Genomic DNA, 12686 nt, shown 5'->3' on the forward strand with positions numbered 1-12686 from the left:
CGGCGGAGGCCGAGAGCCGGACTCCGTGAATCGGAGGAACACCGTGAAGGGAAGACGCACCAGCGCGGCCGTCGTGGCGTGCCTGACCGTGTCGTTGCTGGCGACGCCCGCCGTGACCGCCGCCGCGGCGGCGGACGCGAGCCCGAGCGGTCGGCCGAGTCTGCAGGCGATGCTGGACAAGGTCGTCGCAGGCGGTGCGGTCGCCGCGATCGCCGAGGTTCGCGACGGGGACAGGACCTGGCGAGCCGCGAGCGGCAAGGCGAGGATGAACAACGCCCAGCCGGCTCCGGTGAACGGGCGCTTCCGGGCCGGGAGCGTGACCAAGTCGTTCACGGCGACCGTGGTGCTTCAACTGGTTGGAGAGGGAAGGCTGCGCCTGTCCGACAGCGTGGAGAAGTGGCTGCCGGGGCTCGTGGACAAGGGCGCCGACATCACGATCAGGCACCTCCTCCAGCACACCAGCGGCCTTCCCGAGTACTCGACGGACATGATGGACGAGGCGGGCATCCCCAAGGAGCGCTACCGCACCTGGTCGGCACGCGAACTGGTGGAGAAGGCGGAAAAGCTCCCGCGCGACTTCCCGCCCGGGTCCGACTACAAGTACTCCAACACCAACTACATCGTGCTCGGCATGCTGATCGAGAAGGTCACCGGCAGGCCGTACGCGACAGAGGTCAGGGAGCGGATCCTGCGACCGCTCGGCCTGCGTGACACCCGCGTGCCGGGAGCCTCGCCGGAGGTGCACGGCCCGCACGCCCACGCGTATGTGCCGGTCACCAGGGGCGGCCAGGTCGTCCCCGTGGACGTCACACGGTTCAATCCCACGATGGCCGGTGCGGCGGGCGAGATCGTCTCCACCACCGAGGACATCAACCGGTTCTACCGCGCCCTGTTCCAGGGCAGGCTGCTCCGTCCCGGCCTGCTGAAGGAGATGAAGGATCCCGGCACGACCGGGGGGTACGGACTGGGGCTGGAGCTGGCGCCTCTTCCCTGCGGCACCGCGTTCGGCCACGGCGGTGGCGCCCCGGGCTACCTCACGGTGGCGTTCAACTCAGCCGACGGTTCGCGACAGGTCACGTTGTCGATGACCCCGTTCTCCGGCGACCCTCATCAGGCGGCCATGACCCTGCTGACCTCCGCGCTGTGCCCTTAGGACGTGACTCATGGTGAGGGCGAGGGGTTCGTCTTCGCCGGTGTGAGGTCCCTCATGTCGTCCCGCGTCGCCCGCCGTGATGCTCACCGACGGGCGACGTGGGACTTCCTGGTGCGGCGAGACCGTTTCCGATCGAGGATTCGTCAGCGCCGCCGGGGCCCTACGAGAGAAACGGGTGTCGTCGCCCCGGCCCTCCGGCTGGTCTCTTGGCGGAGGGCGGCGCTGGGCGTTCGTCGTTCCTCGTGGGTGGACGGCGGGTCGGCGGGAACGAAAAAGCCGCGCTGTCGGGCGCGGCGGATTCCATGATGGTGATCTTCGGGGGCGGGGACCCTGGCGGCAGGGCCCCCGCAGGACGTTTACCGCTCCTAGAAGTCGGGGTCGTAGCGGTGGAACGGCGGGAAACCACCGTCCGGGGCGGGTCCGTTGACCTCGCCCAGGGTGAGGTCGGCGAAGTCACCCACTTCGACGAGCATGGGCTTGTCGTAGCGCACGGTGTTGTCCATGTCGTGCTCCTCCTTCGTGTGCATCGTCCCCGATCCCGTCCGCTACTCAAGGTGGTCGTCCGGACACTCTTTGCTGTCCGGCGGTTGTCGGCAATGCTCCATGGGTGTTCGTGCCGCCGGTCGGACCCTCGGTCGTCGCCGCCATTCGCGTGCTTTCTCTTCGCCTTTCTTTTGATTACTCTTTGTAGTAGATCAAATACAAGGAGTGATTCCTATGCGACATGTGATGTCCACGGTCACGGGCGCTCTGGCCGTCGGGGCCGCGCTCATCGTGGCCGCCCCCGGCTTCGCCTCCGCCGCGACCGGGACCTTCGAGTACAGCTCTCGCGGCATCTCGCGTACCTTGGACAACCCGAACGACCGGCAGTGCTACGACCTCGGTGATGCCGTCGGCGCCGAAAACGACACCGACCGTGTCGCGGTGCTGTACACCGGCAGAGGCTGCCGTGGAACGGCTGTCGCGAGGGTCGTCCCGGGTGGTTCCGCCGTGCGGGTCCGGTACGCGAGCGTGATCTTCGAGAGCTGACGGCGTCGAGGCGGGGGCTTGCCGCGGTGTGGCGGGAGGCCCCCGAGCGGTCGAACGAGTGCGGAAAGGCGTGACCGCTGACAGGTGTTCGGGTTCTCCGGGTACGGGGGTCGGCGGTGGCCGGTGATCGGTCGTCCGGGTGTCCCCGGGGCACGGCCTCATCGGCGGAACGACCGGAATCCGGCGACGCGACGCCGGTGGCGCTGTCGCCGGAGGGTCGGAATCAGAGCTGGTAGAAGTTCCTGTAGTGGTCGGGGGAGTACCAGACGGTGCCGGTGTCGCGGTCGAGGACGATCCGGTGGGCGTCTCGGGGGCTGCCCTGGTGGCGGGGGAAGACGTCGTATTCGGCGTAGTCACCCCCGGCCGGAAGCTGGTGCTCGCGGTTGCCGAAGACGCCGCCGCTGAAGTTCGACTGGCCGTTGGGCCAGGGGAACCATCTACGGGCGGCGGGGTAGTGCAGTTGGGTGCCCCAGATCATGTTCGCGTTGCGGGCGGCGGCGCAGCCGGGGACGGTGCAGTCGGGGTAGACCGTCGCGGGCGCGGTGTGCGCGGCGGCGGGGGAGAGCGTCCCGGTCAGGCCGGTCAGCAGGGTGATCGCGGCGGCCAACGCCACGAGGAGCCGGGTAGGAGAAGTACGCATGGGGGGCCTTTCTAGGCGACATCCCTACCATCATCACCTCATGGATGCATTCGACTACTTACCGTAATGGTTCAGGCGTGTTCCAGATACGCGGAAGTGGCGCGAAGGCCACGACGGTTTGATCGCATGACACGAGACGGCGCATCGTGACCGAGAGGATGTCGTTCGGCGGGTTCTCGAACAGCGCGCGTGCCGGTCTCAGCCGTATCGCTCGACGAGCGCGTTGCCGATCGAGGCCAGGTGGTCTCGCACCCCTGGCGGGCCGGTCACCTCCAGCCATTCGACCAGCCCGGAAAGCTCGCCGGCGAGCGTGTGCTCGTCGTAGCCGCGGATCACGACCTCGATGCGGCCGTCGGGCGTGGAACCTCCCACTTCGAGCCGATCGCCGAACGCCATCCGGAGCAGGCCTATCCCATGGGGCACGCATACCGCCTGGATTTCGAGGGGCGTTCGCCCGCGGTCGATCTTGTCGGCGATCTCGCGCCAGCTCTCGGCGAGGTCGAAGTCCTCAGGTCGGTGCACGGGATCATCGGTCGGGTCGACGGACGACACACGGTCGATCCGGAAGGTCCGCCGACCGGCCTCGGTGCCGGAGACGAGGTACCACGACGGACCTTTGGCGACGATGCCCAGCGGGTGGACGGTTCTCACGGTTTCGGCGCCTTTGCCGTCGACGTAGCCGAGCCGCACCTGGACGCCGCGGATCACCGCGTCCTGGAGTTCGTCGAGGAAGCGAGGTGGTCGGTGCTCGATCCGACTCGACCCCCATCGTTGCGGGTCCATGACCAACGACGACGCCGCCGCCTCGGCCTGCGCCCGGAAGGGCTCCGGCAGGGCGTGGACGAGTTTGCGCAGGGCCGCTTTCACAGCCGGTGTCGCGGCCGAGGCCTGGCCGGCGACCAGGAACAGGGCGCGGGCCTCACCCGCGGTCAGTCCGGACAGGTCGGTACGGGCGCCGCCCACGAGACGCCAGCCGCCGCCTCGGCCCTGCATGGAGTACACGGGAACCCCGGCCATGGCCAGGGCGTCGAGGTCGCGGCGGGCGGTGCGCTCGGAGACCTCCAGTTCTCGGGAGACCTCCGCCGCCGTCACCTGCTCGCGCCGCTGCAGCAGGAGAAGGATGGCCACCAGCCGGTCGGTTCGCACGCCGACAACACTTTCACAGGAAACCGGTCATGAGGTGACCGGTTTCGGTCGGCAGGATGGAGACACAACCTCACCGGCATCGGCCCTCGGCCTTTCGGAGGTGCTCTTCGGGCACCTCCGTCCCCTGATCACTCCGAAAAGACGAAGAGGAAACGCAGTGTTCGATCCAGCCGATTTTCCCAAGCCCACTCTTGTTTCGGTCAACGGTGTGGAACTTGAGGTCTTCGAAGCAGGCCGACAAAATGCGGGGAAACCCATCGTGCTCTGTCACGGCTGGCCGGAGCATGCTTTCTCCTGGCGCCATCAGGTGCCCGCCCTCGCCGCGGCGGGCTACCACGTCATCGTCCCGAACCAGCGGGGTTACGGAAACTCGTCCCGCCCGGCCGAAGTGACGGACTACGACATCGCGCACCTGTCGGGTGATCTCATCGCACTTCTCGATCACTATGGATACGAAGACGCCACCTTCGTCGGTCATGATTGGGGGGCGGCCGTCGTCTGGGGACTGACCCTGTTGCATCCGGACCGTGTGAACAAAGTGATCAATCTGAGCCTGCCCTACCTGGAGCGCGGAGAGAGACCCTGGATCGAGTCCATGGAAGAGGCGTTCGGCGGCGACTTCTACTTCGTCCACTTCAACCGGCGGCCGGGTGTCGCAGACGCCGTGTTCGAAGAGAACACATTTCAGTTCCTCCGCAACGTCTACCGGAAGAACGAGCCCCCCAGAGAGCCTCAGCCGGGGATGGCGTTGATCGATCTCGCCAGAGCGGAGAAGCCACTCGGTGAGCCCGTGATGAGCGACGGCGAACTGGCCGTTTTCGTCTCCGCCTTCGAGTCGACAGGGTTCACGGGCGGTATGAACTGGTACAGAAATCTTGACCGTAACTGGCACCTGCTGGCGGACGTGAACCCGATCATCCACCAGCCCACACTCATGATCTACGGCGACCGGGACGTGGTCGCGAAGTCTGAAAGGCTGACGGATTTCGTGCCCAACGCGGAAACGGTCAGCCTGGATTGCGGTCACTGGATCCAGCAGGAGAAGCCGGAGGAAACAAACCAGGTGATTCTGGAGTGGCTGGGCCGGCGGGACGCCACCTGACGCGTGTTCCAGGAGCGCTGTGAGCCGGTCACCCGACGGCCCGCAGAAGCAGGTGCCGGCCATGGACGGAAGGCGAGGTCTCCGGTAGGCCGTTCGACGACCAGGAAGAACGAGACCGGGGACCTCGGGGCGGCACGACCTGACCGCCGCGCGGTTGGCGGTGCCGCGGCCGGACACCGACCGGTCGGTTGGAACGCCCGGTGAACGGTCAGTCCGAGAAGATCGCGCGGCGCAGCGGGGGGAGTACGCCGCACAGCCGGAAGAACGTCCGTGCGACGGTCCGGACCGTACGGCTGGGCAGGGTGGCCAGGCGCAGGTACATGGTCGCGGCTCGCACGGCGGCGAAGCCGTTCCTCAACATCGCGCGCTCGTACTCGGCGAGGGCGGGGAGCAGGTCGAGTTCGCCCCGGTCGACCGCGACCAACGCGCGGCGCAGCACGTTGGCGTCGTACAGCGCGGCGTTGCCGCCGAGACCGCCGACCGGCGGCATGGAGTGGACGGCGTCGCCCAGCACGGTCACGTTCGTGGTCGTCCAGGGCCTCACCCGTTCGGCGGCGGCGAAGTCGAACCGCTCGACGGTGTCCGCGGGCGTCCGGGCGATCAGCTCGCGCAGGCCGGGATGCCAGTCCGTCAGGCGGGACGCGACCAACTCGCGCAGCCGTTGCCCGCGCTCGCGCTCCTGGGTACCGGGCGGGTCCGTGGGCGACACGCGCCGGTGGGCGACGTAGGCCCACATGACGTAGTCGTCGTCCCCGGCGTCCTGGACGAGGAGATCCGGGTCCAGGCCGACGGCCCGCATCCGGTCGCCGACACGCTCGACGACGGCCTCGTCCGTCTCCCGGCGGCGGAACACCGCCGTGAACAGGAAGTCCCGCTTCGGCAGGAACATGTTCTTGGTGCTGACCACCTCCTCGGGCAGCCACGCCGCTCCGTCGCCGAGCCGGAGTTTGCCGCCGATTCCGACGCCGGGTACGGAGGACCGCCGCGCGTGCGGCAACAGCTGCCGCCGTACGCGCGAGTTGGCGCCGTCCGCGCCGACCAGCAGGTCGCCGGTGGCCGAGGTGCCGTCGGCGAAAAGGGCGGTGACGGTGCCGTCGGGGTTCTGCCGGTAGCCGGTGAACTCCTTGCCGAAGCGGACGATGTCATCCAGACCGGCGAGCAACAGTCGCCGCAACGTGATCCGGCTGACCGCGTGCGTCTGCTCGGACGGGTCGAGCCCCGCGGGCGGGGCGTCCTCCCGCATCAGCAGCCGCATCCGCTCGGTGAACACCCCCATGCCGGGTCCGGGATCACCGGCGGTGGCCACCAGGATCTGCCAGAGGTGTGGAGGGAGGCAGTCGTGCAGTGCCCGGCTGCCGACCGGTTCGATGTTGAGCCGGTATCCCTGTAATCGTGCGTCGGGCGCGGCGTCGCGTTCGAAGACCGCCACGTCGATCCCGGCGGCGTGCAGGCCCTGCGCCAGGCACAGGCCGCCGATGCCGCCGCCGACGATGACGACCCGGAGCGTACGTGTGGACATGGATGCTCCTCCTGAGAGCGAACCGAGTCAGGTGCGGATCAGTAGCCGTTCGAGAAGTTCGAGGACGTCGTCGGCGCGGTCGGAGGTCAGGCTCGCTCCCTTGACGGTGGCGATGACCAGCTCCGCTCCCGTCGCCGGATCGACACCCGGGGCCAGCGCTCCGGCAGCGGCGGCGTCGGTCAGCAGAGCGCGCAGGGAGTTCCGCCAGCCCTCCTCCCTGCCGGCGATGATCTCCCGCAGCTCGGGGTCGCGCCGGGCCCGCAGATCCAGCTCGCGCAGGACGATGTGGAGCTCGGGCTGGTCGACGATCTTCTGGCGGAGCGCGGCCAGGTGGCCCCGCAGACGCTCGACGGAGCTTCCGTCCGGCGGTGTGGTCGACCAGAACTGCCGGGTGGTGTGGTCCACGACCGCTATCACCAGATCCTGCTTGGTGGGGAAGTGGTGGTGGATCGACGAGTGGTCGATGCCCACCTGGGCGGCCACGTCCCGCATCCGCAACCGCTCGAACCCGCCTTCGGCCAGACATCGATACGCCGCCTGCACCAGCGCGTTCCAACGCTCCGGACCCCCCGGCGGTCTACCTCGTCGCGTCGTCGCCATGCTCGCCCTCTTTAATCCACCAACCACTTGGTGGATTAGTATCAAAGGCGTCGGCGGGGTGTCAAGCCGCACGACGCCCCGCCGTGGCGAACGGTCTGCCACCACTGGCGCCATGGGGAAACGCCCTGACCACACGACGGAATGCGGGAACGGCCAGGTCGGCGAGCGCGAGGCCGCCGCGGCCGAGGAGGGTACCCGCATCGCGCGCGACGTGCACGACATCGCACCCACTCCGTCGGGCTGATGGTCGTGCGGGCCGAGGCGGGCCCGGTGGCGCTGAAGAGCGATCCGGCCAAGGTCGAGGCGGCCTTCGACACGATCGGCGAGATCGGCCGCTCCGCTCACTGACCTTGGAATCGATCATCTGGTCGGATGCGGGCCTACGGAAACCAGGGAGCGGGTCCGCGCGGCCGTTGCCTCACCTCTCCGACGCCGCTCCCCGCGAGCTAGACGTTCAGGTCCGCGAAGGCGCAGATCGCGTAGACGGTGAAGTCGAGCGCGAAGCCGTAGTTGCCGGGCGGAACCACCTCCCAGCCGTTGGTTCCCGCCGGGCGGGAGGCGCTGGCCGAGATCCCGTTGGGCATGGTGTACCCGCCGCTCAGCACCCGCTTGCCCGGGCTGCACACGGCACTCTGGGGCGTGGATGAGAACGGCGGATTCGTGAACTCCTCCTGCACGATCTCCCAGCCCAAGACACCGTCCCGGCCGGGCTCGCCCGCCGGCCCCTGCGGGCCTTCCGGGCCTTCCGGGCCCTGTGGTCCGGGTGGGCCTTCAGTGCCCTGTGGTCCTTGCGGTCCGGGCGGTCCGGCTGGGCCTTCAGTACCCTGTGGTCCCTGTGGTCCCTGTGGGCCGACTGGACCTTCCGGGCCTTCCGTACCTTGTGGGCCGGGTGGGCCTTCCGGCCCTGGCAGGCCGGGCAGGCCAGGACGGCCGGGTGGGCACTTCCTGCAGCGGTGGTGGCCGCAGCAACTCGGCGAATCGGTGGCCCCGGCCATCGTCGAAGCAGTCTGAGCGGAGACGGGGGTCTGGACCGAGACGGCCCCGGCTCCGCCGAGCAGCAAGGCGCCCGCCGCCAGCACGGAACAGGCGGGGACGGATCGAATGCGGAAGATCATGGTGCTCCTCGTGTGTTCGGAGCCCAGATACCCGCGACCTCGGGCGCCGCAGACGTTCACATGATCAAACTTCCGTCCAATGATCGGTAAACCTGCTCAGGAGACGGGTTTCCCGAGCAGGCCCTTGGCAAAGGCGGCGAAGGCGCGTGTCGGCCGCGCTGTCCCCGGCGCGCCGAGGACCTGGCGACACCCACAGGCCGATCGGCCACTCGTCGGCGGCGGTCCGCCCTCGTTCCTCAGCCCGCCCCGGCGCCCGGAACGACCGGCGAGCCGGTCGGTGTCGGCGCCGGAATCCGGTCCTCCCCAGAGGCCGAGTCCTGGAGTCGCGAACCCTTCAGGGCGATGAGGGACCCGTGGGGTGCCCAGGGGTGCCGACGCGATCGATCGTGAGCGTGATGAGGCGTTTGGTCGCCCGGGTCTGCGCTACGTAGAGGTCTCGGAGGCCGGCCTCGCTCGCCCCCTCGATCTCGTCCGGGCCGACGATGATCACCGTGTCGAACTCCAGGCCCCGCGCGTCGGGCGCGGCCACGACCGTGGCGTCGCCTCCGAGGGATCCGGGTTCGATCTCCATCGCGCGCCGGGACGCGACGACGACGCCGACGAGTTCTTCGGGGTGCTCCTCCCGAAGTCGGGCGAGGAGGTCGACGACGCCGGTGTCGACGTCGGCCTCGGCGACCGTGACGGAGGCCGGGGGTTCGCCGTGGCGGATGGAGCGGGAGAGGCGCTGCGCGGGGGCGATTCGGGCGAGCAGGGGCCCGGTCGCTTCCAGGATCTCGGCGGTCGTGCGGTAGTTGACCGTGAGCGTGTGGTGGACGTACCGGTCCGCGACGAACGGCTCCAGCGCGTCCTCCCAACTCGTGACGGTGGTCGTCGACCCTGTCTGAGCGAGGTCGCCCACGATGGTCATCGAACGGTTCGGGCAGCGACGCATGAGCATCCGCCACTGCATCTCGGAGAGCTGCTGCGCCTCATCGACGACGATGTGCCCGTAGACCCTTTCTGGGGGCCCGTCGACGAGCGCCTGCGCTTCGTCCAGCAACGGGAGATCCGCGCTGCTCCACCCCGCTCTGACTCCCTCGACGATCGAGTCGATGTGTTCTTCGGCAAGCTCGGCGAACGCGTGAGCGAGCGCACCGGGATCGGAGAGCAGGCCACGCAGGATGTCCTCCGCGCGAAGGCGAGGCCAGACCGTGTCGACCATCCGGTCGATGCCGGTGTCGCCGAGGAGGTCGTCCCGGATTCGGTCCCAATCGATGTCGAGCCCGTCTTCCTCCGGTTCGGGATCTCCCGGACGGTGCGCGAACATGCGATCGAGGTCGATGCCGCTGAATTCCTTGAGCTCGGCCTCGAAGTCCGTGATCTCTTTCGCGGTCTGCTGCTCCAGTTCGTTCACGAGTTCGTCGACGATGTGCTCAAGGAACAGTTCCCTCGCGCGGTTGTGACCGATACCGCCCTGCAGGGCGCCGCGTCGGGCGGCATCGACGCGTGTGGAGTCCAGGGTGACGCTGCCGTGCGCTGTGGTGAGCGACAGGGGCACGCCGTACGGTTCCCGGGCCCGGACCCGCCGCGCGAGCGCCTCGGCGAAGTGCGCGCGTCCTTTGACGCGGGCGATCGCCTCCGGCTCGGTTCTCGTCGCCTCGACCCCCACGAGATCAGGCGCCGTGGCCAGCTCGACGTCGTTCTCACCGAGCGATGGCAGCACGTTGGAGATGTAGGCCAGGAAGCGTCTGTTCGGGCCGAAGACGAGCACGCCGCGCTCCGTGATCGCGGGGAACGCGTACAGCACGTACGCCGCCCGATGCAGGGCGACGATGGTCTTGCCCGTTCCGGGGCCGCCGTCGACGACCGTGATCCCGCGATGCTCGGACCTGACGATCTCGTCCTGCTCCCGCTGCAGGGTCGAGGCGGCCTCGCGCATACGCCCCGTCCGCGCCCCGCTCAACGCCGAAACGAGAGGGCCGTCGCCGACGACGTCCGCGGCGGTCGGGTCGGTCCCGTCGAGGATCTCATCGGTGACGTCGACGACCCTGCGATCCTCGATGCGCAGGTGACGACGACGACGCAACCCCAGCGGTGAGGCCATCGTGGCCGCGTAGAAGGGCCGCGCGGCCTCGGCCCGCCAGTCCACCAGCAGTATCTCGCCCGACTCGGAACGCAGTCCGATGCGGCCGACATGCAAGGACGCGCCGCCTTCGGAACCGTCGATGCGCCCGAAGCACAGAGACCGCTCAGCCAACCGGAGCCGACCGATGACTCCGGCCAACCGTGAGACTTCCGCGTCTCTCGCCTGATGACCTTCCGGGCCCTCGACCGGAGCGGCCATCACCTTCTCCCGCGCCGCGATGCTCTCGGCCTCCTCCGCATCAAGACGCGCGTACATCACCTCGATCGAACGCTGCTCGTCCGCGATCTGTCCCACCTTGCCGGCGACCGTGTCCACCACCGGTGCTCCCCTCGTCGGGCGTCCATCTTGGAGGGCGATTTCGTCAAAGACAAATTTGACTTTCCCGGCAGAATTTGGCCTTCTGACCAGCCTTTACGAAGGAACGCGCGACGCCGGGCCAAGGCATGAACGCGCTTGTCGCGCAACCGCTCGCGACGGCGCACCTCCCGACGAACGAGCCGGGCGACGCGTCACTGTGCCGCCGTCAACCACCGATGGCCGACGCCGGTCGGACGTCGAATGTTCCGACTGCACCCAGCCTCCCCGTAGACGCACCGGCGAGGCATCGGTGCTCACTCCCGTAGGAGTGAGCCTGGGTTCGCACCGGTTCGGCTACCGCGTCAGGAAGGCCCCGTCCACGGCGACGCCGTTGATGAGGGATACGCCACCCCGCCTTCTTCCGGCACGCGACACACCCACCCGCGCGTGCGATCCGTCACCGCAAGATGACGCGCCCGCGCGGAGGAAAACCTCAGTGGGCCTCGGCATCGTCAGCATCTGGGACCTGCGGCCCGACGACCACACCGTTTGTCAGCCGGTGGTCATTCGTGGTGGGGGCCTGTCTCATGGCGCGGATCCGAGTGCAGGGGCCCATGAGTGGGGCCCGGATAGCATCGAACACGCAGAGTGGTTACTCGATCACACAATCGGAACATGGGGAAGGCAACGGAGCATGGCATTCACCGGTCCGGCCGTCGGCAAGCGGTACAAGATCAAGCATGTGAAGAGCGGGAGATACCTGGCGCACGCTCAGCTCGCCAAGGGGCAGGCCTACGAGTACGTTTTCTACCCGACGAGCGCCGACCCGGACTACTTCATGGTGCTCATCTGGGGCAGCCCCCACCTGGAATGCCTGAAGACCGTGAATGGGGAGTCCCTGTTCACCTCGCTCTCACCCGTCAAACCGGAGAGCGGGGGCCAGACGGAGAACACCGTGCAGGACGAGAAGAAGGCGATCTTCGCGCTGGAAGCCGTGGGCGACAACTTCCTGTTCCGCCATCCCGACACCGACACCTACCTGCACTCCTGGGTCAGGAACCCGGACTTCACCCTGCTCCGTGCGGGCAGCCGTGAACAGGCGGTCGACGACGTGTTCGCCCTGGAGGAAACAGGGACCTACGACGCCGTCGTCAAGGCGTGGGAGGAGGCCAAATCCATCACGGGCGCGATTCCGTCACCGCCGAAGCTGACGTCGTTGGACAAGCCCGCCGACGATTACCCCACCGATCCCAAAGAGGGCCCTCTGACCGGCAAGACGGTCGTCCCCTGGTTCCTCGTCGAACGCGACGGCACCCACAACGCCGATTGGCAGGCGTTCAACACCCCCTACTACGTCATCGACCGGCATTCGCGCTGGCACCTGGAGAAGTTCCAGGTGTACGCCAACCACACCACCGAGTCACGCGAGTGGAGCACCACCGTCGGCGTGACCAAGACCGAGAGCACGGAGATCGACAGAACGCTCAACATGAGCGTCACCGCCGAGGCCGGCTTCGCCTTCGAAGGCGTCAGCGCGGGCATCAGCACCACCGTGTCGAAAGGGCTCGACGTCCGATGCGTCAAGGCGACGGAGACCAGCTGGACCGGCACCTACAAGGAGTCCAAGCAGATAGCGCCCGTCGGAGGCGACGAGGCGATCGGCACCTGGCTCCGCCACGACCAGTACCGTATCTACCGAGCCGACGGGCAACACCTCCTGATACCTTTCGAGGTCGTCGACCCCACCCCGTACCAAGACAGCTACACCGACAAGGCATAGCCACACCTAACGCCACCGTGGCTGACCTCGCGTGAAACACAAGCGGCCGGCCGAGGCACGCACCGGTTCGCCGCCCTGGAGCGGCTCGGCATCATCTGACAGCTGGGCCGCTCCGACGCCCCGGCCGCCTCGCTCCGCTGTGACGGTTCCGGGGCTCCATGCGGAGCACGGCGGAGAAAG

12 protein-coding genes are annotated in these 12686 nt (G+C 68.3%); 5 read left to right on the forward strand and 7 right to left on the reverse strand.

Annotation, left to right across the window (positions count from 1 at the left end):
• Positions 1-43 precede the first annotated feature (43 nt).
• The gene (locus tag ACFYY8_RS13010; RefSeq protein ID WP_390040222.1) at positions 44-1153 is read left to right on the forward strand and encodes a serine hydrolase domain-containing protein; all 1110 of its coding nucleotides are present in this window, start codon (positions 44-46) and stop codon (positions 1151-1153) included.
• 365 nt (positions 1154-1518) lie between these two features.
• Here the strand turns inward: ACFYY8_RS13010 and ACFYY8_RS13015 are convergent, their stop codons facing one another.
• Positions 1519-1680: a lasso RiPP family leader peptide-containing protein gene (locus ACFYY8_RS13015; protein WP_390040224.1), complete on the reverse strand. Its 162-nt coding sequence runs from the start codon at positions 1678-1680 to the stop codon at positions 1519-1521.
• 190 nt (positions 1681-1870) lie between these two features.
• On the opposite strand from ACFYY8_RS13015, the gene ACFYY8_RS13020 reads away from it, so the two are divergent.
• Positions 1871-2182 (forward strand): hypothetical protein, encoded by a 312-nt coding sequence (locus ACFYY8_RS13020; protein WP_390040226.1) that lies wholly within the window; start codon positions 1871-1873, stop codon positions 2180-2182.
• Positions 2183-2405: 223 nt separating this feature from the next.
• Here ACFYY8_RS13020 and ACFYY8_RS13025 read toward each other — a convergent pair whose 3' ends face one another.
• Complete coding sequence (locus tag ACFYY8_RS13025; protein ID WP_390040228.1) at positions 2406-2822, reverse strand: ribonuclease domain-containing protein; 417 nt, start codon at positions 2820-2822, stop codon at positions 2406-2408.
• Positions 2823-3020: 198 nt separating this feature from the next.
• On the reverse strand, positions 3021-3968 hold the full coding sequence (locus ACFYY8_RS13030) for a helix-turn-helix transcriptional regulator (RefSeq protein WP_390040230.1): 948 nt from the start codon (positions 3966-3968) through the stop codon (positions 3021-3023).
• A 157-nt stretch (positions 3969-4125) separates the two neighbouring features.
• Here ACFYY8_RS13030 and ACFYY8_RS13035 point away from each other — a divergent pair, with 157 nt between their 5' ends.
• Complete coding sequence (locus ACFYY8_RS13035; RefSeq protein ID WP_390040232.1) at positions 4126-5070, forward strand: alpha/beta fold hydrolase; 945 nt, start codon at positions 4126-4128, stop codon at positions 5068-5070.
• 208 nt (positions 5071-5278) lie between these two features.
• On the opposite strand, the gene ACFYY8_RS13040 is transcribed toward ACFYY8_RS13035, so the two are convergent.
• Together ACFYY8_RS13040 and ACFYY8_RS13045 are read right to left on the reverse strand one after the other, a co-directional pair.
• Positions 5279-6589: an FAD-dependent oxidoreductase gene (locus tag ACFYY8_RS13040; RefSeq protein ID WP_390040234.1), complete on the reverse strand. Its 1311-nt coding sequence runs from the start codon at positions 6587-6589 to the stop codon at positions 5279-5281.
• A 27-nt stretch (positions 6590-6616) separates the two neighbouring features.
• On the reverse strand, positions 6617-7189 hold the full coding sequence (locus ACFYY8_RS13045) for a TetR/AcrR family transcriptional regulator (RefSeq protein ID WP_390040236.1): 573 nt from the start codon (positions 7187-7189) through the stop codon (positions 6617-6619).
• A gap of 112 nt (positions 7190-7301) precedes the next feature.
• Here ACFYY8_RS13045 and ACFYY8_RS13050 point away from each other — a divergent pair, with 112 nt between their 5' ends.
• A complete protein-coding gene (locus tag ACFYY8_RS13050) occupies positions 7302-7433 on the forward strand; it encodes a hypothetical protein (RefSeq protein ID WP_390040238.1) in 132 nt (43 codons plus the stop codon).
• Positions 7434-7635: 202 nt separating this feature from the next.
• Here ACFYY8_RS13050 and ACFYY8_RS13055 read toward each other — a convergent pair whose 3' ends face one another.
• Both ACFYY8_RS13055 and ACFYY8_RS13060 read right to left on the reverse strand, forming a co-directional pair.
• Positions 7636-7881: a hypothetical protein gene (locus ACFYY8_RS13055; RefSeq protein ID WP_390040239.1), complete on the reverse strand. Its 246-nt coding sequence runs from the start codon at positions 7879-7881 to the stop codon at positions 7636-7638.
• Positions 7882-8638: 757 nt separating this feature from the next.
• Positions 8639-10744: a HelD family protein gene (locus tag ACFYY8_RS13060; protein ID WP_390040241.1), complete on the reverse strand. Its 2106-nt coding sequence runs from the start codon at positions 10742-10744 to the stop codon at positions 8639-8641.
• Between the two features lie 676 nt (positions 10745-11420).
• Here ACFYY8_RS13060 and ACFYY8_RS13065 point away from each other — a divergent pair.
• A complete protein-coding gene (locus ACFYY8_RS13065; protein WP_390040243.1) occupies positions 11421-12506 on the forward strand; it encodes a hypothetical protein in 1086 nt (361 codons plus the stop codon).
• The last annotated feature ends 180 nt before the right edge of the window (positions 12507-12686 follow it).

Source organism: Streptosporangium sp. NPDC001559 (assembly GCF_042893955.1).
Taxonomy (GTDB): Bacteria; Actinomycetota; Actinomycetes; order Streptosporangiales; family Streptosporangiaceae; genus Streptosporangium.